This window comes from Prevotella sp. kh1p2, assembly GCF_900111525.1.
Lineage (GTDB): Bacteria > Bacteroidota > Bacteroidia > Bacteroidales > Bacteroidaceae > Prevotella.
Genome location: NZ_FOHY01000003.1, coordinates 109,210 through 131,872 on the forward strand (window position 1 = coordinate 109,210; position 22,663 = coordinate 131,872).

General features: G+C 53.9%; 13 protein-coding genes. 1 reads left to right on the plus strand and 12 read right to left on the minus strand.

All coding sequences use genetic code 11. From position 1 onward, the window contains the following. Window positions 1-58: 58 nt before the first annotated feature. The 7 genes from dnaA to BMW31_RS03050 form a co-directional block, all read right to left on the minus strand. Window positions 59-1,468, minus strand: a complete 1,410-nt coding sequence (gene dnaA / locus BMW31_RS03020) for a chromosomal replication initiator protein DnaA (protein WP_091820896.1) — start codon at window positions 1,466-1,468, stop codon at window positions 59-61. Window positions 1,469-2,226: 758 nt separating this feature from the next. Beyond that, complete coding sequence (locus tag BMW31_RS03025; protein WP_091820898.1) at window positions 2,227-3,129, minus strand: MlaD family protein; 903 nt, start codon at window positions 3,127-3,129, stop codon at window positions 2,227-2,229. 18 nt (window positions 3,130-3,147) lie between these two features. Further along, window positions 3,148-4,377, minus strand: a complete 1,230-nt coding sequence (locus tag BMW31_RS03030) for an N-acetylmuramoyl-L-alanine amidase family protein (RefSeq protein WP_091820900.1) — start codon at window positions 4,375-4,377, stop codon at window positions 3,148-3,150. Between the two features lie 55 nt (window positions 4,378-4,432). Further along, entirely contained in the window at window positions 4,433-4,813 is a 381-nt protein-coding gene (gene folB / locus BMW31_RS03035) for a dihydroneopterin aldolase (RefSeq protein ID WP_091821044.1), read from the minus strand. Continuing rightward, window positions 4,813-7,392: an adenosylcobalamin-dependent ribonucleoside-diphosphate reductase gene (locus BMW31_RS03040; protein ID WP_091820902.1), complete on the minus strand. Its 2,580-nt coding sequence runs from the start codon at window positions 7,390-7,392 to the stop codon at window positions 4,813-4,815. Before BMW31_RS03040 ends, folB begins: the two co-directional genes overlap by 1 nt. Window positions 7,393-8,071: 679 nt before the next feature. Further along, entirely contained in the window at window positions 8,072-9,385 is a 1,314-nt protein-coding gene (locus BMW31_RS03045; RefSeq protein WP_091820904.1) for a 5-methylcytosine restriction system specificity protein McrC, read from the minus strand. Then, window positions 9,385-11,505, minus strand: a complete 2,121-nt coding sequence (locus tag BMW31_RS03050; RefSeq protein WP_091820906.1) for an AAA family ATPase — start codon at window positions 11,503-11,505, stop codon at window positions 9,385-9,387. The genes BMW31_RS03045 and BMW31_RS03050 overlap by 1 nt, the downstream gene beginning before the upstream one ends. A 321-nt stretch (window positions 11,506-11,826) precedes the next feature. Here BMW31_RS03050 and BMW31_RS03055 point away from each other — a divergent pair, with 321 nt between their 5' ends. Then, complete coding sequence (locus BMW31_RS03055) at window positions 11,827-12,564, plus strand: nitroreductase family protein (RefSeq protein WP_091820908.1); 738 nt, start codon at window positions 11,827-11,829, stop codon at window positions 12,562-12,564. A 540-nt stretch (window positions 12,565-13,104) separates the two neighbouring features. On the opposite strand, the gene BMW31_RS03060 is transcribed toward BMW31_RS03055, so the two are convergent. Genes BMW31_RS03060 through BMW31_RS03080 form a run of 5 tightly spaced genes read right to left on the minus strand, consistent with a single transcriptional unit; the run spans window position 13,105 to window position 22,363 of the window. Continuing rightward, window positions 13,105-15,582 (minus strand): bifunctional UDP-N-acetylmuramoyl-tripeptide:D-alanyl-D-alanine ligase/alanine racemase, encoded by a 2,478-nt coding sequence (locus BMW31_RS03060; RefSeq protein ID WP_091820910.1) that lies wholly within the window; start codon window positions 15,580-15,582, stop codon window positions 13,105-13,107. A 58-nt stretch (window positions 15,583-15,640) separates the two neighbouring features. Continuing rightward, window positions 15,641-16,498, minus strand: a complete 858-nt coding sequence (locus BMW31_RS03065; protein WP_091820912.1) for a GSCFA domain-containing protein — start codon at window positions 16,496-16,498, stop codon at window positions 15,641-15,643. Between the two features lie 22 nt (window positions 16,499-16,520). Then, window positions 16,521-16,979: an NUDIX domain-containing protein gene (locus BMW31_RS03070; RefSeq protein ID WP_091820914.1), complete on the minus strand. Its 459-nt coding sequence runs from the start codon at window positions 16,977-16,979 to the stop codon at window positions 16,521-16,523. 9 nt (window positions 16,980-16,988) lie between these two features. Then, on the minus strand, window positions 16,989-19,826 hold the full coding sequence (locus BMW31_RS03075; RefSeq protein ID WP_255404799.1) for a bifunctional fucokinase/fucose-1-phosphate guanylyltransferase: 2,838 nt from the start codon (window positions 19,824-19,826) through the stop codon (window positions 16,989-16,991). Then, entirely contained in the window at window positions 19,823-22,363 is a 2,541-nt protein-coding gene (locus BMW31_RS03080) for a YfhO family protein (protein WP_091820918.1), read from the minus strand. The genes BMW31_RS03075 and BMW31_RS03080 overlap by 4 nt, the downstream gene beginning before the upstream one ends. Window positions 22,364-22,663: the final 300 nt, after the last annotated feature.

The following is a 22,663-nucleotide window of genomic DNA, read 5'->3' on the forward strand; positions in this document are numbered from 1 at the left end:
GTGGTATCAGACTACTGATAAAAAAAGACGGGCTCGCCATTGAGTCCGTCTTTGCTTTTTATTGCTTTAACTTGAATGAGTTTTCGATGCTTTGTATTTCGTCTGAGAACAGCCGGTCTACCTGCAGGCGGCGTTCTATCTGCGTGCAACTGTGGATGACCGTGGAGTGGTCTCGGTTGCCCACGAGCTTTCCGATGCGGCTGGCGGGCATCTTGGTGAACTTCTGCGCCAGGTACATGGACACCTGTCGGGCCGTAACGAGTTCGCGCTTGCGGCTCTTGCTGTTCACGGCCGAGGCCGAAACATTGTAGTGGCTGCACACCGTCTCGATGATATCGTCGACGGTGAGCGGCTTGTTGTCTATCTTCACTGCACGCTTGATAACCCGCTCGGCCAGCCGCATGTCGATGTCACAGTTGTACACCACGCTGTAAGCCAGCAGGCTGTTGATGACTCCCTGCAGGTCGCGCACGCTGCCGTTGGCCGTCTCGGCAATGAACCGAACTACGTCGGCAGGTATCTTGAGGCCGTCTCGGTGTATCTTGTTGTTCAGGATATCGACGCAAAGTTGTACGTTTGGCTTCTCCAACTCGGCAATCAGACCGCACGAGAAACGCGTGAGCAGGCGGTCGTGCATGCCCTTGAGGTCGACCGGCGGACGGTCGGAAGCCAGGATGATGCGCTTTCCGTTGCGGAAGAGATGATTGAAGATGTGGAAGAAAGTATCCTGAGTTTTGGCGGCGGTCATCCACTCCTGCACATCATCTACTATCAACATGTCAATCGTTTGGTAAAATTGAATGAAGTCGTTCAGCGTGTTGCGCAGCGTTGAGTTGGTGAACTGAACCTGGAACAGGCGTGCACTGATGTAGAGAACCCGCTTCTCCGGATAGAGCTCCTTGGTACGAAGACCGATGGCGTTGATGAGGTGCGTCTTGCCGCAACCCGACGGTCCGTAGATGAACATGGGGTTAAACTGGGTGCTGCGGGGGTGCTCGGCGATGGAGAGTCCAACGCTGCGGGGCAGCTTGTTGCTGTCGCCTTCGATGTAATTGCCGAAGGTGAGATGCGGATTAAGCTGCGAGTCGATTTGCTGGGGCTGTGCAGCATCGAGCACGCCGGGCGCCTCGTTGGCGCGTGTACGGCGCTGCCGGGCCTCTGCAGCATCCGTGGGGTCGGCTTCTATTTCCTGAGAGATGTTGTGTTCTTTATCCGTCAGCACCCTGTAGGCCAGCCGGATGCCGGGGCCGAAGGTTCTGCGCAGCACCTTGCTGAGCAAGTCTACATAGTTTGCTTCCAAGTATTCATACACGAAAGTACTGGCTACCTGCAACACAATCGTTTGCTTCGACTCGTCGAACGACTCGAAGACGATGGGCTTGAACCACGTTTCAAACTGCTGGCCGGTCACGTTCTCGCGGATGAGCGCAAGCGTGTTGTCCCAACAGCTATTAGGACTTACTTTCATCTATAAAACTAACAATTAATATGTCTTGCGACAATATCGTGTTTGATATGTAGCTGCAAATTTCGCAAAAATAATCGTAACCCGCAAATAAAGCCAATTAGTATTTTTTTGATGATGAACTGTAAATCGTTTATTCTTGGTCGTTTAGAGATTTGAGGGGGCGAGATTGGAATTTGTCCGTTTCCAAATTTACAAGCTGTTGGATGCTAACGGGTTACGCGTTTTTGGCTAAAGCGCACCGGTTTGCGGTGAAACATCAGCCTGAAACGACCGTAACGGCAAACAACGAGCGGTTTACGCAAAAGCCGGTGGGGCGTGAAACATAGGCTGCTGTTATTTAGACAAAATTTAATTTACGCCGAATGGCAACGCCGGAGGTAAAACATGGGCTTACTGATGTTGAACTCTCACGAGGCGACCGGCCGCAGTCGGGACGGCAACTCAGCGCCTTCCGCATGCCGTTCCGACAGCCTCAGCAAAAGCCCTGCTGCACGGGCGCTGCGAAAGAGGTATCATTCAAGCCCGCCGAAGGATACCTTCAAGGCCGTTGAAGGCATGCTTCAAGCCCGTTGAAGAGGGCATGCAGGAACACCGGACATCCGGAGCACCAAAATCAGGCACCTACCGCACCATTGCCAGAGAGGTTCCGAAAGCTGCCGAAACACACCATCGGCCCCTCTCCCCTGCCCCGGCAAGGAAGCCAAGGGCGGCCGCCGCCCGGGCCGGAGACAGCCGGCGGGGAAAAGAAAAAGCCGGGATTACTTGTCTTTCTTGCCGAAGAGAGAGAAGTGGACGTAGCGCTTGGGGTGCTGGCGCACGTTAACCAAGAGGGAGTCGGCACTCTTCATGGTGGCATTGAGGTTGTTGTAGAGCGAGGCGTCGTTCATCAGCAACCCGAGCGAACCTTCGCGGCTGTTCAGCTGGTTGCTGAAGTTCTTGAGCCCGGCGATGGTTTCGTCCACCTGTTGCATGGTTCCTGCCACGTCTACTGCTGCCAGGTTGCCGGTCAGCTTGTTGGTGTTGTCGAGCACGCCGTTGGCCTTAGTGAGCATGCCGGGCACGTTGCGGTTCAGGTCGCCCATAAGAGTATTGAGCTGGTTGGTAGAAGCGGTGAGGTTGTTGGTAGCGGTCCGGATGTTGTGCAGCGACTGCTGAAGCGCCGGATCGGCCATCAGACCGTTCACGCTGGTTAGGATGGAGTCGAGTTTTAGGAGCACTTTGTCCAGGCTGGGCAGCAGTTTCTGCACCCCGCCCATGAGTCCGGTGCTCAGTTCTCCTACGATGGTGTCGCCCGGTTCCACGCGTTCGCGCGGGTTGTTGGCCAGCAGCAGGTTCATCTTCACGTTCCCCATGAAGTCGCTCTCTATCTCTGCAGAGCTGCCCCTGGGTATCCGGAGGCTGTTGTCTACTTCGAACTCAACCACTATGTCGCGCTTTCCCCGGAAGTCGTAGTCTATGTTTTTCACGATGCCAACCTGATAGCCGTCGGCAAAGATGGGATTGGAGGCAGTGAGGCCGCTCACGTCCTTGAATTTTATATAATAGGTATTGTTGTCGGAAAAGAGCGTCATGCCCTTCAGGAAGTTCATGCCGAAGTACACGATAACTATGCCTGCAATGGCTACCAGGGCAATCTTTACCTCTTTAGTGAAAAATTTCATATTGCTGTTTCGCTTGTCTTACTTTCTCTGATTCTTGTATTCGCGTATGGCTTCGTTCACATCCATCCTTACGCCTTGCCTGAAGGCGATGACGAAAGCGTCGGGGAAGAGCGTGCTGATGTTCTTCCTTAGGCGCACCACCTCGTCGTAGTTGTTGCTGGCTCCGTAGGTGTACTTGAGCAGACGGCCGTCGGTGTAGTATTCGCAGCCCGTGAGTCCGCGGAAGATTTTATCCTCCGGACTGAACCTCCGGGTGCTGGCAAAGAGCTGAACCTTGAACACCGGGCGGCTGGCATCTATCTCCGGAGCGGCCTGTGCGGGTGAGGGAGCGCTGCTCTCTGCGCCCTCCGTACGGGCCGGGGCAGGCTGTGGCTGCGGTTCGGGCTTCTCCTTGTAAACGTCGGGAACTATCTGCGGCAGCTCGTTATGCTTCACCTCCTCTATCTTGTAGGGTATGGTTTGGCTGGTGTCGTGGCGGTTCTTGTAGGTTACAAAGGCGTTGTAGAAGCCGCGGGCATAAAGGTCTACGGCCCTGTCGGAGTTCATGAAGACTTCCTCATCGGGCGTTGAGATGAACCCAAGCTCCATGAGGCAACTCGGCATAGAGGTGAGCCGGAGCACTGCCAGGTTGTTCTGGTGGGCTCCGCCGTTCTGTCGGCCGGTGGCGTTCACTATTTCGAGCTGCAGATACTTGGCAAACTCCACGCTCTGCTCGCGGTACTTGTCGGCTATGAACTCGAACATGATGTCGCTCTCTGCAGAGTTGGGGTCGAAGCCCTTGTAGGTAGTGCGGTAGTCTTTTTCGAGATAGATGACGGAGTTCTCACGCTTGGCAACTTCCAGGTTCTCCTTGATGCCCTTGTTGCCGGTGCGCTGTCCGTTGCCCAGCGTCCACGTCTGGTATCCGCGCACGCTGCGGCTTCCGCTCACGGCGTTGATGTGAACGGATACAAAAAGGTCGGCTTTGTTGCGGTTGGCAATCTCGGCACGTTCGTGCAACTTGATGAACGTGTCGCGCTTACGGGTGTAGATGACTTTTACGTCGGGGCATTTCTTCTCGATGATACGGCCGAAGGCCAGGGCATATCTTAGCGTGAGGTCCTTCTCCTTGGATATAGTGCCCATGGCGCCGGTATCGTGACCGCCGTGTCCGGCATCTATCACGAGCGTAAAACGCTTGGCTGCTGCCATGTTAACGGCGGCAAACAACATCAAAGACAGGATGGAGAACAGTATCTTCTTACTCATACCGACATGAAAGTATCTGCAAAAATAACGATTATTTTACTAAAACCGGTATCTTCTAATCAGTTTTATCATTTATTAAGTGAAGTTCAACGCCCGCTCCGTCGGCATCGGCTCCCATCGGTGGATTGAGCTTTGTGAGCCAAAGGTCGAGCGAGGTAACTGCGGGATAGGTGCGGAAGAGGCGCTCTGCCATGCGGCAGGCAACCCGCTCCAGCAGGTTGGCGGGCACGCTCATCTCCTGCTCCACCAGCCGGTAAACATCCGCATAGTTGAGCGTATCGGCAACATCGTCGGTGCGCATGGCACGGCCCAGGTCGTAGCCTATGCGCAGGCTGACTTCGTAGTCGTTGCCTGTAACGCGTTCCTGCGGCAACACGCCGTGGCTGGCATGAAACCGCAGGTTACGCAAAAATATATAGCTTGATTGTATGTTCATCATCCGCAGCGGCTTGCTCCGCAGTTAGTACAAATCAGACAGCCCTCCTGGTAGACCAGAGTTTCATGCCCGCAGACGGGGCACTTCTGGCCTTTGGCGGTAGTGCCGTCTACGATGTACTTCTTCAGGGCACGCTCCACGCCGTTCTTCCAGGTGTTGATGCTCTCGTCCTTGAGCTGCAGCGAGCTGACCAACTTGATGACATGGTCAATCGGCATGCGGTATCGCAGCACGCCGGAGATGAGCTTGGCGTAGTTCCAATACTCGGGATTGAACTTCTCGCTCAGTCCTTCAACGGTCGTCTTGTAGCCGCGTTTGTTCACGAACTGGAAGTCATAACGGTGGCTGCCGTCGTCACATGTCTGCTTGATTATCTTGCCCTTGGTCACGCTCTTGGGTATCATGATACCCTCGTCGTCGTCCTGCAAGCCGGTAAAAATCTCGTAGGGATAGTTGTCGAGCAGGCCTACAAAGGCCACCCACTTCTCCTTATTGTTCTGAAAACGTACCACGTCGCACTCCAGCTCCTTTGGTCTTACCTCGGTGACCTCGGCATGCAGGTGCTCCGGAGTAGGTGTGGTGAGCGGCTCGGGAGCTTCTTTGTGCTCGGCCTTCTTCTTGTCTTCCTTTGATACAGAAATCATTACGCCCGACCGACTGCCGTCTCGATAGATGGTGCAGCCCTTGCATCCGCTGCGCCAAGCTTCCACATAGAGCTTGTTAACCAATGCTTCATCGACGTTGTTGGGCAGGTTCACGGTAACTGATATGGAATGGTCAACCCACTTCTGGATAGCACCCTGCATCTTGACCTTCATCAGCCAGTCTACGTCATTGGCCGTTGCTTTATAATAAGGAGAACGAGCTACGAGGGCATCGATTTCCTCCTGCGTGTATTTCTTGGTGGTATCGATGCCGTTAATCTTCATCCATTCAAGGAATTTGCTATGATATACGATGTACTCTTCAAAGCTGTCACCCACCTCGTCCACGAAGTCAACATGCACGTCAGTATCGTTGGGGTTCACTTTGCGGCGGCGTTTGTACACCGGCATGAATACAGGTTCGATGCCGCTCGTGGTCTGCGTCATGAGCGAAGTGGTGCCCGTAGGGGCTATGGTCAGGCAGGCAATGTTGCGGCGGCCATACTTCGCCATGTCCGCATACAGCTCGGGGTCGGCTTCCTTGAGGCGGTTTACGAAAGGATTCTTCTCTTCCCGCTTGGCGTCATAGATTTCGAAAGCGCCGCGCTCCTTAGCCATTGTCACCGAAGAGCGGTAAGCATTCAGCGCCAGAGCTTTGTGTACGCTCACTGCGAAGTCCGTAGCTTCCTCGGTGCCGTAACGCAATCCCATGGCTGCTATCATGTCTCCTTCGGCCGTAATGCCCACACCAGTACGGCGACCCATGCCGCTCTTACGTTTAATCTTTTCCCAGAGATGGCGCTCGGTGGTTTTAACCTCCTCGTTCTGAGGGTCGGTTCCTATCTTTTCCATTATCAGGTCAATCTTCTCCATCTCCAGGTCAACGATGTCGTCCATGATGCGCTGGGCCAGCTGAACATGCTTCCTGAACTTGTCGAAGTCGAAGTAAGCATCCTTAGTGAACGGGTTCACCACGTAGCTGTACAGGTTGATGCTCAGCAGCCGGCACGAATCGTAAGGGCAGAGCGGTATCTCGCCGCAGGGATTAGTGCTCACCGTGCGGAAACCGAGTTCGGCATAGCAGTCGGGAATGCTCTCACGGATGATGGTATCCCAGAACAGCACGCCCGGTTCAGCACTCTTCCAGGCATTGTGAACAATCTTCTCCCACAGCTTGCGAGCTGAAATTTCCTTCTTTACAAAGGGTTTGTTGCCCGTGATGGGGAACTGCTGAACGTACGGCTTGTCGTCAACGGCAGCCTGCATGAACTCGTCGTCAATCTTTACAGATACGTTGGCGCCCGTCACCTTGCCCTCCGTCATCTTGGCATCGATGAAAGCCTCGCTGTCCGGATGCTTGATGCTGACGGACAGCATCAGTGCTCCGCGCCGGCCGTCCTGGGCCACCTCGCGGGTCGAATTGCTGTAACGCTCCATGAAAGGCACAAGACCAGTGCTGGTGAGTGCCGAGTTATTGACCGGTGAACCGGCCGGGCGAATGTGGCTCAAGTCGTGACCCACGCCGCCGCGGCGCTTCATCAGCTGCACCTGCTCCTCGTCTATCTTCATGATGGCGCCATAAGAATCGGCGTTTCCATCAAGCCCGATGACAAAGCAGTTGCTCAAACTGGCCACCTGATGGTCGTTGCCTATGCCCGTCATAGGGCTGCCCGCAGGAACTATGTAGCGGAAATGATCGAGCAAATCGAATATCTCCTGCGCCTTGAGAGGGTTCTTGTACTTGTTCTCAATACGTGCAATCTCGTTGGCGATACGCCAGTGCATGTCGGCCGGAGACTTCTCGAAGATGTTCCCGAAGCTGTCTTTCATCGCATACTTGTTCACCCAAACCCTGGCTGCCAGCTCATCACCGCCAAAATACTTCAGCGTGTCTTGGTAAGCCTCCTCAAATGAGTAAGTCTTTAATTTTTCCATTATCTGTTGTTTAGATTAATCGTTCTTCGCGATTGCAAAGCTACGATTATTTTTCCATATAAGGAAAACAAAAAAAGAAAATTTAATAGATAAAATGATAACAAAAGTTATCCAAAACCGTCAACTCTAAGATAGTATTCAACGAACAAAATCCTCCAACCCGTTCAACTTCTGCTTTTTATAAACGCGAATACTACAAACGAGCGTTAGCCAAGTGCACCAACAGCTATCTTATGTTCATCTGCAACGAGTCTATTGATGCTGCGGAAAAACACTCCGAACAAGTAACCGGATTCAGACATGATTGCAGCCGTCGTGTAGGTGTTATGCTTCAAGGGGCTTGAAGCTATGCTTCGGCAGCCTTGGAGCTATCGTTCAAAGCCGTTGAAGCACAGCTCTATCAAACCGAAAAAATGCCATTACGAAAAGTGATTGGAACACAGTAACTTACAGAATATGCCCGCCTGTACTCTTCTCTATGGCACCACGACCTTACGGTTGCTTCTATCAGGCAGCTTCACGTTGTTCGCACCCTGCTGTGTACAAGTACACATACATGTCTTTTAATGCGGTTGTAATATGAGAGAGTGCTGCAATATTGTGTCGACAGACTGCAGAAGTCGGTCTGCAGGCACAAAAAAGTGAATAGAAACGTTCCCACAAAGCAGGCAATTGCTTGTTATCCATTTATTACGGGAAGCCTAATACCTATTTTATAGAACCTTACATAGCCCGGGATTTTATCAAATACTGGTTCCTGTTCCTTTGTAATGGTGAATTGTTCTTCTTGTTCTTGGTTCGGATAAATGATTAGGCACTTTATCGGCAGTGCTTCGTTTTCCCCCAATCCCAGTTCTTCATATACTTTGTTAAGCCTTGCGTAACCGCTCACTTCCCTTGCATCGTCCATCGATATGCCGCCACTACCCTTGTACCTTGGCTTGTATTTAACATCTATCACATAGGGGTCTGGCCATTGTGTGGGCTTAAGCAGAAAGTCAAGTTCCTGCCGGTGGGCTTTGAAATGATACTTTACTTCATTCTTTACGGTAAATATCGCTCGTAAACGACAGAACACATACAGTTCGAAAAGCTTGCTCATGTCTATCCAAAATGGTGGAGTATCTATCTCTTCCCGTCCTGCAAGGGTAATATCATAGCTGTAACGGTGTAGCAATAACCTTGCAAACTCAACCGCCAAGTTGTATTCCTTGAACATCGGATTACCCTTGAAAGCCTTAATTGTCTTTACACTTACCTCATCGCTCACTTGCGCAAAGCTGGGCTTTACATAGCGCACGTTAGCTTTCAAAGACGAAATGTTGAGCGTATCAGGGTACATTTCCAGCTGTTTCTCACAAAACCGCAAGGCCTTCTTGAGGATTCTGTTCTCCTCAGAGTCAATGTCATAGACCTGAAAACGGCACACGTTGTTGCTCACGAGTCCCTTTGTCAGGTTTTCGTGTATATTCTTACCAATGAGAATACGCCCCTTGAGCTTGCCTTTCAGATTGTCTTCCACGACATAGAAACTTTTCTTTAGTCCCTTTCTTACAATGCACTGCAACAGGTGCAGATACTCCGTGATCAAGAAAATACTCAAGAAATCCTGCTTCTGGTTTATGCGTATGGGCGGTTTGTCAAAGCGGATAGTGAGCAGACCTTCGAGATGTGAGAAGTTTGCGGGATCCGAGAGTGCCTCATTCAGCATGCGGACACAGTCCACTTCAAAGTCGTCGTTCATCTTCGGACTTAACAGCACGGCCAGTTCTTTCTCTCTAATCCAATCAGTGCCTACGAAGTACGATCCGGTGGCCGCAATGTCGTTTCCTTTCCGAACTATCTTTAGGCAGAGTTCGCTGTCATTGCTTCCTCTTCTTACCTGACACGTTATTTCCTCTCCGTCAGCCATGTAGGGAAGCACACTGTCCCTTTCCGGCTGACCGAGTAACGTATTTTCGGGCATCTGCTCTTTCAGTTTGATGACATTCATTACTCCATTAACTGCTTGTACAATTCATCTATAACAGTCTGGGCTTCCACTGTGAGCACGCCGTCGCGGACGTATTCTTCCAGCAATGGAATGATTTCGTAACGCAAACGACTGCCGGTGCAGTCCTCGCCTTGTTCGTCTTTCATCAGGAAATAGCTGTGCCCAATCCACACATCTTCAGGTCTGAACTCTACAGAGAGAGCCTCTGACGGCTGCAACTTGAAAGATTGATTCCATCCACTTGCTTCGTATTCATCGAAGTTCTTAATGAACAGTTTACTCACCTGCTTGAAGAGTTCTTTGTCAAAACCATTTTCCTCCAGTCCGTGAGGTAAAACGGGGATGAAAGCGAACCGCCTTCTGACGGCGTAATCCAGAGAACCCAGCGAGCGGTCGGCCGTATTCATGGTTGCTATGAGGTACACGTTATCAGGTATCTGGAATGCTTTCTTCGAATAAGGTAGCACCACGCTCTCTGCATTTTGCCTCCCTTTACGCTTGTCAGGCTCAAGTAAAGTAATGAGTTCGCCTAATATTTTGGAGACATTACCACGGTTCAGCTCATCTATAACCAACACATAGGGACGATTATTTTCTTCCATCGGAGCCGAAGCTTTATACTTGTCAAGAATGGAACGGACATTATCCAGCGTGATGGAGTTCAGCTTGTAGACCGTGCCCAGCGTCATTGTCTTGCCGTCGTTCATCTCTACAATGTTTTCATTGATGCCTTTCAGCAGCCAGTTTACTTTCCTTACGCGTTTGTAATTGGGCAGACTGTCGTTATACTCATAGTCACCTGTAACAACGCCAATGGCATCTATAGTCTGGCTCGAATAGCAGGACATCACGATATCGCCCGTTTTCATCTTGTTGATGTAGGCATCCAATATCTGCTTACCTTCTCCGTTGTGTATGCTCCAGTCTGTTTCCCCGGAGATAACGGGGCCGTAACCGTCCCATCCTATGCGGATATAGCCGTTCTTCATGCAGTCTGTACGAACCGGATTGTCGCCCGTTCCGGCAAGCGATACTTTCCATACCACCGCATCAGGGGCAATTCCCGTTTGCTTGCTTGTAACGATGGGTTTCTCGGCTTCTTTACATAACAGCTTGAAAATACCATCTTTAACATTGTAGGTTACTTGATTCTCGTCATCCGTTTCAGGCCGCAAGCCTTCTACCCAGTCCTCGTAATCCATCGACTGGTGGAAGGTTGTAAACATTACCCGCTTCTCTTTCTTGAGTTCGTGATACTTGCGGATGAGTTCCTCGCGGCTTGCGGCATCTGCATCGAAGCCTGGAGCGCAGAGTCTGACCACGAATTCGGGCACTTCGTAGGTCTTCCCACTTCCCGGAGCACCATAAAGTACAATGTTCTTTCGCCTTTTCCAGGTTCCTATTTCATCGTCGTACCACGTTTGTTCTGCCTTTTTCGTAGCCGGGGCGCCTACATAGGCGTTGGCCGAGATATCACTAAAGGTTTTCTCCTTTATCTTGTTAGCTGCCATTTTGTTTTTTATATCATTCAAAATATTCATGTATGCCGAGTAATCGGGTACTTTCTTGGGTAGCAGTAAGCCGTACTGCTGCTTGAGATAGATGCGATTGGTGCTGTCGAGCGCTATAAAATCGTTAGGTCGAACCCAAAACAAACCCATCGTGATGTTAATGTTAATGATGTATTGCCTTATGACTTTGTTGTACTCGGTGGCAAAGTCCTCGCCCTTTACCACCTTCTCAAACAGGTTCCAAAGGCTCTGAATGTCATCGTGTTCTCTGCGATCTCTGAACCCAAAGAAGTGCGATTTCAGCCCATTCAAAAGTGGAACGCCTTCAAAGTCACTCGGAACATCGGCCTTGATATTCAGCAGTTGCCTGAAGATTGTGATGATTTTAACCCTGTTGGCAAACGTAATGTTTCGGTTAAATATCCCGAACGTGGTAAACGGATCTATGTCCGTACACAAATCATTCTCACCTCCTTTGTCATGCAAGTAGCCGGCTTGGAGCTCGTCACGGTGACTGTAGATAAGTTCGAGCAGCTCACTGCGGTCACTTTTGAATTGCAGGAGTTTGCTTGCAAATTCACGATAAAAGGGTATCCAGGTAAATTTCATTATTTTGTTTTTATCAGCCTCATTGCCAGCCGGAGCTTTCCCGTCCTTTGTTTCATAGTATAAGGGTTGGCCACGGCACAGTTGCGCCTTCCTTGTTTTTCTTCATTGTTCTATCAGGTCAGTAAGAACTATCTGCCAAACGCACAGCGAGCCTGGTTTGACTCTTGTCTGCAAAGATAGAAATAATAATTGAGAAACGGGGTAAAACACGACAACTAATATACAGAAACGGACGGATTTGGGCGGGAAAATGCAGGTAGAAACGGAAGCGAAAGGTGATTATGAATTAAATTCACTATCTTTGCAGAAACAAACAAGCCTATGAAGAATCTTTTGAACCGGCGGAGCATCCGCCAATATGCAGACAAGGCTGTGAGCGACCAGCTGCTGGAGCGCTTGCTGGAAGAGGCCGAGCGTACGCAGACCATGGGCAACCTGCAGCTCTACAGCGTAGTCATTACACGCAGCGAGGAGATGAAGAAGAGGCTCGCTCCTGCCCACTTCAACCAGCCCATGGTAACCGCAGCGCCCGTGGTACTCACCTTTTGCGCCGACTTCCGCCGCACCACGCTCTGGGCCAAGACCCGCCAAGCCGAGCCGGGATATGACAACTTCCTGAGTTTCATCAACGCCGCCACCGACGCTCTGCTGTATTGCCAAACCTTCTGCAACCTGGCAGAGGAGCAAGGGCTGGGCTATTGCTACCTCGGCACCACGGTGTACATGCCCCAGATGCTCATCAACATCCTGCAGCTGCCCCGCCTCGTCATGCCCGTAGCCACCATCACGCTGGGCTGGCCCGCCGAAGAGCCGCCCCTCTCCGACCGCTTGCCGCTGGCTGCCGTCATCCATCACGAAACCTACCGCGACTATACGCCCGCCCTCATCGACGAGTTCTACGGCCCCAAGGAGGCCCTGCCGGAGAACCGCCACTTTGTGGAAATAAACCGGAAGGAGACGCTCGCGCAGGTGTTTACCGACATACGCTACACGCGCAAGGACAACGAAGCCATGTCGGAGGGCATGATGGAGGCGCTCCGGAGGCAGGGCTTTCTGTAAAAAAGATGATGTCAGAGGTGCTTTAGGGGGCGATAAAACGGATTGGACGAACAGGTGCAAGAGGCTCCGTTTTGGTCTCCCGTTCATCCGGAAAACCGACCTGCTCCGCCTGAAGGTGCCTTTCAAGCCTCTTGAAGGATATGTTCAAGGGGCTTGAAGGTATCGTTCAAGAGGTTTGAAAGGCATCTCCAAGAAAGCCACACGTTAAGTGTCTGACAGTGAGAGTGTTGCAACAGCTACGCTGCCGGGCAACATTGGCAGCGTCAGTACCCGTGAATCTGAACACGAGAGAGCCCCGAGAGCCCCGGAAACAACACCCACCGGTATCGACAGACATAGGGAGCAAAAGCCGTATGCCACTAAAACAAAGTGCATCAAACCCATGAGGTTTGATGCACTTTTTGGCAAATTCAGCTGAAAGAATGCAGGGTACGTTGCCCGCAAAAACACTTCGGAGAACTCCGGACACTCGATCAAAGCTGTCCGAAGCATCATCCCAACCGCCAGAAAGCGGGCTGAACGCACCCCGAGCCGTGGTCTTTAATCCTGAAAGTAGACGCGCTTCACGCGGTTGCTGATACCGGTGAGCACCTCGTAAGGTATGGTGCCAAGCACGTCGCTCAGCACTGTAACGGGCAACGCATCGCCGAATATCTCGACCGTATCGCCCTCCTTGCAGGGTATGTCGGTTACATCTATCATGCAAACGTCCATGCAGATGTTGCCCACATACTGCGCCTGGCGGCCGTTTACCAAGCAGTAACAGCGCCGGTTGCCAAGATGACGGTTCAATCCGTCGGCATATCCTATCGGGATAGCTGCTATCACGCTGTCGCGCTCGATGGTTCCCTTGCGGCTGTAGCCCACGGTTTCGCCCGCCGGAACGCGGCGCAGCTGCAGGATAGTGGTCTTGAGAGTAGACACGTTGGCAAGTATCCGGTTGTCGCGGGGGTTGATGCCGTAGAGTCCAAGGCCCAGTCGGCACATGTCGAGCTGCCTTTCGGGGAAGTGTTCGATGCCTGCGGAGTTGTCGATGTGGCGCAATATCTTGTGGTCGAAGGCTGCCTGAAGCTGGCGGCTGCCCTTGTCGAAGCGCTCGAACTGGCGGGCGCTGAAGTCGTCGAAGCTGTCGCTGTCGGAGCCTACGAAGTGGGAGAATACCGAACGGGGGATGATGGCATTCTGGTGTTTCAGCCTGTCGATGAGCTTCTCCATGTCGTCCTCGGGGCTGAAACCGAGGCGGTGCATGCCCGTATCGAGCTTGATGTGGACGGGAAAGTCGGTTACTCCCTCCTTTTCTGCTGCCTTGATGAGGGCTTCGAGCAGGCGGAAACTGTACACTTCGGGCTCCAGGTCGTAGTCGAACATGGTCTTGAAAGCCGTCATCTCGGGGTTCATAATCATGATGTTGGCCGTAATTCCGTTGCGCCGAAGCGTCACTCCCTCGTCTGCAACGGCCACTGCAAGGTAGTCTACGCGGTGGTCCTGCAGCGTCTTGGCTATCTCCACGCTGCCCGCACCGTAGGCATCGGCCTTTATCATGCACACCAGCTTGGTTTCCGGTTTCATGAACGAGCGGTACCAGTTCAAGTTCTTTACCACGGCGTTCAGGTTCACTTCGAGCACCGTTTCGTGCACTTTCTGCACCAGAAGCTCCGTAAGCTGGTCGAAGCCGAACTGCCTGGCGCCCTTCAGGAGGATGACCTCATCGCGCAGGGAGCGGAAAACTTCGCTGCGGATGAACTGCTCTACGGTTGTGAAAAAGAATTTTTCGCCCACCCGTATCTCGCCGGCGGCAGCCGTGAGCCGCGGACCTATGCCGATAAACTTCTGCACGCCGCGCTTCAGAGCCAGGTCGGAGACTTCGCGGTAGAGCCTTGCAGGCTCCTCGCCGCTCTGGAAAATGTCGCTCAGTATGAGCGTGCGGCGCCGGCCTTTGTGGTCGGGGCGGCGGTTCATGAAGTCGAGCGCTATGTCAAGAGAATTGATGTCGGAATTGTAGGAGTCGTTGATGAGCGTGCAGCCGTGGCGCCCCTGCTTTACTTCCAGGCGCATGGCCACGGGTTCCAGCTGCTGCATGCGCTCGTCGAGGGCGTCGGCCCGCACACCCAAGTGCAAGGCCACGGCAGCACAGACGATGGAGTTGGTGATGCTGGCGTCGTCGATAAAGGGGATGCTGTACCAGTTCTCCTCGCCACCTTTATATATATAGGTAACGGTGGTGGCCGTTTCCTTCTTCTCTATCGACCTGACGTACATGGGCGCTTGCTTGTCCTCAAGGCTCCAGTACAGCTTTTCGCCGTTGTAATCGCACTCGTTCACCACCTTTGCAACAACCTCGTCGTCGGCGTTGTAGACTATTGTCCGGGCGTCATGGAACAGTACGAGCTTCTCTCTGCACTTGTCTGCCATCGTCGGAAAGTTCTCCTGATGGGCTGCGCCGAGGTTGGTGAGCACGGCGATGGTAGGCTGGATGATGTCGTGCAGCGCCAACATCTCGCCCGGTTGGCTGATGCCGGCCTCGAAAACGCCTACTTGCGTCTGCTCGTTCAGGAGCCACACGGAGAGCGGAACGCCTATCTGGGAGTTGTAACTGCGCGGACTGCGGGTTACGAAGAGCTGCGGCGAGAGCAGCTGATAGAGCCACTCCTTGACCATAGTCTTGCCATTGGAGCCGGTGATGCCCACGATGGGGATGTTGAACTCATCGCGATGACGCTCTGCCAGGCGCTGCAGAGCCTTCAAAGTGTCCATCACCTTGAGGAAGTTTGCACCCGGGTAATCCTGTGCATAGCCATGAGGCACGGCGGCAACCACGAAGTTGCGGACGCCGCGACGATAAAGTTCGCGAATGTAATTGTGGCCGTCGTTGCGTTCGGACCTCAGGGCGAAGAACAATGTTTCTTCCGGGAAGCAGAGCGAACGACTGTCGGTGAGGATGAAACCGACGTTGGCGTCGGCCTCTCCATAGCGGCGCGCACCTATCAGTGTGGTTACTTTTTCAATAGTATATGTCATCGTTTAATCGTTACTTTACGTCATGACATGCCGGCTGTAGGTGGCTGCAGCCCGCAAATCAGAGTGCAAATTTCGGATATTTTTTTGAAAGCAAGGATACTTTTAACATTGTTTTATCCATAAAGGCCTTATATTCGGCCGACTCGGGACTGAAGGGTTTGTGGGCAAGAGCATCGCGAATGGGCTTCCATTCGGCCAGGAATGCGTTGGTATCTGTCCCGAAGTAGGTGGCTGCAAAGCGTTCCCAGATGTAGTCTACGGCCTGCCGGGAGGGATGAAGCATGTCTGCATCGTAGAAACGGTAGTCGCGCAGCTCGTCGTTCAGCAGTTCGTAAGCCGGAAAATAGGTGGCAGCAAAAGCCGCGCCGGCCTCATCCGCCGTTGCCGGTTGCGGCAACAGCTTCAGCAATCGGTCAACAGCCAGCAGCAACGTGGCCTTTGACAGCTGGCTGCCATGATACCCGTACTTGCGGTAACGGATGGGACTCACGGTGAAAATGACCTTCACCTTTGGGTTCAGCTGCCGCAACAGGTCTACTGTCTCGGCCAGATAACGTGTGCATTCGTCAACATCCAACGCTTTTTCCGTAAAGAGCCGCTGCGGCCGCTTCATGCAGTTGTCAACGATTTCGCCCGTCTCTTTCAGGATGTAAACATGGTTGGTGCCCAGCGTGAGGACAGCTACCTGCGGGGCGGGAACACTCTCCCCCACCGTTGCTGCAAAGCGGCGCACGGTGTGCAGCACGCTGGCGGGGTTGTACATCACGCCGAACGGGTTTACCACAGCGCGGAACTTCTCCTCGCGGAAGCGCCGACCCATGTTGTCGGCAAAGCAACTTCCCACGAATAGCATGTCCTCGCAGGGCGCTATCTTCCATGCCGAAGGCTCGATGTTTACTTGTGTCCTAAATTCCATAGCTGGTGAGTAGCGCTGCTGGTTACTTGTATTTTTCAACGTTAAAGGAACGGTCGGCTGCCATGCGGGCCAGTGCCGCCTGCAGTATCTCTGCATGGTCGAAGGCCAGAGGAGGCAGTTCATGCAGCGAGAACCATTGTGCACGTGCAGCATCATCGCTGCCCGAAGCGGCTCTGATGGCAGGCAGCACGGTGTAGAAGGCTACCGTGACAACCCGCTCTCGTGGGTCACGGTCAACCTGCGAGAAAGCTCCAACCTGATAAATCTTGTCCACCTGCAGGCCTGTTTCTTCCTGTAACTCGCGGCGGGCGGCATCATCGGCCGTCTCGTCAATATTCATGAAGCCGCCCGGAAACGCCCAGCAGCCCTTGTAAGGCTCGTTCTTGCGCTCTATGAGCAGTATTTTAGCGTCGTTGCCATCATGGGCCAACACGACCATATCGGCCGTTACGGCCGGATGAGGATATTTATAGGTGTACATATTTATATGTTAACTGCGGCTCACTTGCATGCCCGTGTGGCTCAGCGACATGCGTACAAAGCGGGCGTTGTCGTTCAGCCGGTGATCCGAAAGCGTCTTGATGATGCGTGAGGCGGCCTCGGGATCCTTGGCTATCATGTACAGATAGCCGCCTCCTCCTGCCCCGGGGAGCTTGTAACCCAGGCAGAGGTCGTCGATGAGTGAGGTGAGATGCTGCACCGGCGGCGGGTTTGTGCCGCTGTCAAGCAGCTGGTTCTGCTGCCAGGTCTTGCGCACCAAGGCTCCCATTTCACTGAAGTTGCCACGCTGAATGGCCTCGTACATGGCGATGGAGTGCTCCTTCATCTCGCGCAGCAGGTTGATTTCATCGTGCTGATTGAGGAACATGCGGCGCACGATTTCCGCCAGTATGTTCTTTGCCGTTCGCGTTATGCCGGTATAATAGAGCAGATGGCAGCCGCTGTATTCGGCATCGGCGAACAGCGTATCGGGCAGCCAGCGCACCTCGGGAACCTGATTGAAACCGCGTGAGGTCTGCAGCAGCTTCACGCCTGATAAGATTCCGCCAAACTGGTCCTGCCATCCGCCGCCCGTGGTGAGCAGCTGTTCCAGCACTAACGTGCGCCGGCCAATCTCATTCTTGTCCCAGTTCAGGCCGCAGAAGTCATTCAGCGCGCCCAATACATTTGCCGCCAAGATGCTGCTGGTGCCCAATCCGGAGCCGGCGGGAATGGCCGAGAGAAGCGTCAGCTCAATGCCGCAGCCGAACGACTGCAGCTGTTCGTCCAAGCTCCTGAAGCTCTCCTGCGAGTAAGCAGGTACGAAACCGGCCAGCGCCAAGGCTGCCTTGGGGATGGAGAACGGGCTGCCCACGTGGTTAAAGTCAGCCAGTTGTTCGAACGTAGTCACCGTTTCGGCGGCACCGAGGTCTATACTTCGCAGGATGATGTGCGGCTTCGGGCAAGGCTTCACGTACGTTTGAATGGGCTGTTGACCATTGAGTTCGATGGCCAGATTAATGACATTGCCGCCTTCCATCAGGCAGTAAGGGGGCGTATCTGTCCATCCTCCGGCTATATCTATGCGCACCGGACTGCGTCCCCACACTATTTGATCGCGGTAGATGTTCATCTTCGGGCTTTGCTTATCGGACAGAACGGGAGCCGTGAGGCCGTGAGCCAGCAAGTTGAATGCCTGTTGCTCGCTCTCTGCTGATGCCTCTCCACGCAGCCGTTGCAGCTCCGAACGGAACATGGCATCGTGGATACGCGTCATCAGTGGCAGTGTTTCAGGCAACGGGTCGGGTGCAGGAATATTCATGGAAGCAAACTCCCGAGCCGCGTCCGATAAGTCCACTTGGTAAAAAACGCTGTGTTCGTGGTTCCTGGCCAGTGCCGGCCAATTGGCTGCCCGGAAGCGGCAGCGCTGTTCAGTGAGCCTTCGCAGGTTGGCCCGGGCACTTATCTCGTCGGCACTCAGCCTGCTGCTGTTCAGCCAGAGTTCGCGACCGGCTTCGTTGTCAGGTTCGTTGAGCATGAAGCGCAGCACGCTTTCGGCCTCTTCCACATTAGCCACAACGGGAAAAATGCGGGCCGATTGCAGGTCTTCTTTTCCCTCTATGCCCTCGCAGTCGATGCCTCTTTCGGCCGCCCAGTCCGCAAACGGGCGGCCCAGATACAGGGTATCGCCCAGCAACGGGCCGCGAAAAGCATCGTTGTAGCCGTAAGGTCGCACCGCAAAAGCATGCTCCCCTATCGGCACTAGGTCCACACACTGCCCGGCGTTCACCGTCAGTGTCCAGTCGTTTGCAGGCACTCCGGTAATGATAACGTCGTGAGCTACGGTCCACGACCTGCCAACACAGCTGTTCTCTATCCACAGGTTGCGGTTTGCCTCCGTTATTTTCATGCGCACGTCGGCATTCTGCACGAACATGGCAGGATGCGGTTTGAGCGAATGGTGCATGATTTCGCGCTGGTCGTTGACCAGGTTCTGGATGGCCAGAGTTGACGAAATGAGCTCGTGCGAGGTGCCGAAATGGTAGAATTCTCCACCCGGCAGGGGCAGCACAGCTACCTTGAGCTCGCGTATCTCGGCATCATCCAGCGTGGGATGGGTGCCCAGACAGCAGCCAAACTGGCCGTAGAGGTCGTAATTCTGCACCTGTCCGCCCCTCACGGAGTGCCTCATCAGCACTTTCACTGCCTTGTCCGAAAGCAGCCAGACGCCGATATCGGTCAGGTAGAAGTGTGACTTCCGCAGTTCTCCCAGCGCCTGTACGGAAGGCTTCTGCAACATACATTCCAGCACGGAGGGCGACTCGCAGGCCGATACAAACACGCCGTGGTTCTTTGCCGTCTCGGGGTCAAGCCAGAGACCGTAGCAAACCACGTCGGCCTCAGGTATGGGTTGCAGCGGCTCGGTGGCACGGATATACACGTCGCCGCTCACTATCATCGTGTGCAGACTGCGTGGTGCAGCCGCCATGATGCGGTCATAGAGGGGCAACTGGAGCGAAAGCAAGTCTTGCGAAAGCCGCTGCCCGCGCTCCCAACGGAACACGGGAATGGGCGTCAGCACCTTGCCCGACGGCGCGTAAGCAGGCAACCGGCGGCTCTGACCGCCCGCATGCAGCAGCAAACGGCGGTCGGCAGGCAGCCATTCGTCGAACGACAGCCCGCCTCCATCCTGCTCATAGCACGATTGCAGCAGCCAGGCAGAGCCTCCGCCGGAGCCGAGCTTGTGCCCCACGGGGTCGTTGGTGCAAAACCATTCGGCCTCGTCATAGCCCGTAATCTCATGGAAACAGCTCACGAGATTGGGCGGCAGCGACAGCAGCTTCTTCATGATTGCCTTGCTTCCGTATCGGTTCCGCGCTTGCGCCGGCACCATTCCATGAGCAGACCGAGCACGATGATGAGCGCCAACACGGCGTAGGCAACGTAGGCAACGGTCTCTGTACGGCCCACGCTCTTGGGGAAGAAGCTGAGCACTACCTCGTGTTTGCCCGGCTTAACGCGCAGGGCGCGGAGGATGTAGTTTACTCGTCCCACGCCTGCTGGTTGCCCGTCGACGGTTGCGGTCCATCCCGGATAGTAGATTTCAGAGAACACCACCACTCCTCCTACGGTGCTGTTGACCTCGTAAGTGAGCTCATTGGGCTCGTACTGCTTCAGTACAACGGTGGCATTCATGTCGGGCGCCTCGCGCTTGGGCATGCTCCCGAGTTCCGGTTCAAACTTCCTGTCGGCCACGGCCTCGTGCCGCAGGCTCATCTTTCCTACGCTCTCTATCTCCTCGTTGGCATTGTCAACGTATGTAATCTTATCCACGAACCACGCGTTGCCATACGCATAAGGGTTCTGAATGGGCACCGTGCGGCCTTGTTGCAACGGTAGAATAACGTACTTGGTATTGAGCATGTTGAGCACCGGATAGAGGCTGTCGCCCGGCACCTGCGTCATGTCGCCGTTGGCCTGGGCTATGGCGGGCATCATCTTGCGCATCTCGGGGCCTATGTAGGCATCTATCATTTCCTGATAGCGGCGCAGCTTGGCTGCGTGGTAGCCCCCTATGCTCTTGTGATAGTAGGATGTCTCGTTCTCGTTGAAGGTGTTCGAGGCCAGGTTCAGCACCCGGTAGTCGAGGCTCTTGTCACGCAGAATCTGCTGGTCGGTGGCCGTCATGGGCTGCGGTTGGTCGCGGAGGCTCTTCTCCACGAACATGTCATCGTTCAGGTAGCGCTTGTTCACCTGCCACATGTCGAACAGGCAGAGCACCGTGATGCCTGCCGTCATCATGACGGCATTGAGCTTGCGCGCCTTGTAAAGCAGCAGGAAGAGCGTACCGATGACGATAATCCAGAAGCTGCGCCAGCAATCCGAGGTGAACATAGCTTCGCGCATGGCGGCTATGTTGCCCGTAATGCGGTTGAGCACGTCGGGCGTCATGCCCTGTATCTGCGAGAACATGCTCACTTCCTGGGGGTTGGTGAAGTCGAAGAAGGCGCCCGGCATCAACCCCATGAGCAGGCAGAGACCGGCCGTAAGGGCCAAGCTGGTGTAGAGCCACTTCGCTTTCAAAGTCAGCACATCAGGCTCGTCGACTATCCGCTTGAGCCCCATCATGGCCAGCAACGGGATGGTGAACTCGGCAATGACGAGGATGGACGACACCGTACGGAACTTGGAGTACAGCGGAATGTAATCAATGAAGAAGTCGGTAAAGGGCATGAAGTTCTTGCCCCACGACAACAGAACCGACAGCACCGTAACTGCCAGCAGGCACCACTTCATGGGTCCCTTCACAATAAACAAGCTCAAGACGAACAGCAGCATGACAAAAGCGCCCACGTACACCGGCCCGCTCGTTCCCGGTTGGGTGCCCCAGTACTGCGGAATGCCGTCGTACAGGCCCGGCAACATCTGCTGCAGCTCGCCGTCGGCCTTCTTCATGGCCGTCTGGTTGTGGCTCAACGGCACCGAGGCGCCGCCCTTTGCGTTGGGTACAAGCAAGGTGAGCGTCTCGTCAATGCCATAACTCCACTGCGTGATGTAGTCTCTGTCCAGTCCGCTATTTGTCTGGTTAGCGGCGTTCTTCTTCACCAGTTCGCTCTTGCCGCGCATGCTTTCCTGCCCGTACTGCCACGTATGATAAAGGTTACTCATGTTGATGCAAACGCCGATGGCTGCACCCGCCACGCAAACCAGCGTGGCCTTAAAGAAGCGGCGGAGCTGTTTTTCCCTGACGGCCTGCGCCAAGTAGGCTATGACCATGAAGAGAATGATGAACAGATAGTAGTAAGTCATCTGCACGTGGTTGGCCTTCACCTCGAAGGCAGCAAACACCGCAGTGAGTATGAGGCCCCACAGATACTTGCCCCTGTAGGCCATCACCACGCCTGCTATCATGGGTGGAAGGTATGCAAGGGCCATTACTTTCCAGATGTGGCCGGCAGCTATGATGATGAAGAAGTAGCTGGAGAAGGCCCAGATGACTGAACCAAGGATGGCGAGTTCCTTGCGGAAGTCGAATGCACGCAACAGGATGTAGAAGCCCAGCAGGTAGGCAAACACGTACCACACATTGTCGGGCAGCCAGAGGTGATAGGCATTCATCACCTTCTGCAGGCCGTCGGTACTGGTGTACGAGGGCGCCGTCTGGTATGTAGGCATGCCGCTGAAGGTCGAATTGGTCCACCGCGTGCGCTTGCCGGTACGCTGCAGGTACTCCATCTGCTCCTGTCCGGCGCCCCGGCCGGCCGAGGCATCGTGCTGGTAGAGTATCCGCCCGTCGATGTCGGCTGGCATGAAATAAGCAAAAGAGATAACTGCAAACATCGCGACAGCGGCGATATCCAGCCAATATTTCTTCAATCTGTCCATCTGTATAGGTTGTTATGATGCTGCAAAGATAGACAATAAAAACGAAAAAATAAAGAAATGGAGATACGAAATACAGCCTGCACGGCTTGCCGGTTGCTATTTCAGCGTTACTGCCGGCATAAAGGCAGCTGACCGGAGGGTGCAGACGCGGATGCTGAAGCTATCGGTCGGGAACTTCCGACAGGTGTCAAACATGAATGTGACACTTGTCACACAATCGTTCGACACCTGTCGAAAGTTCCCGAAAGCATCCTTTTGCACCTCCGCTGCCGCGTTTTTGCACCCTGCGGGGCATTAATC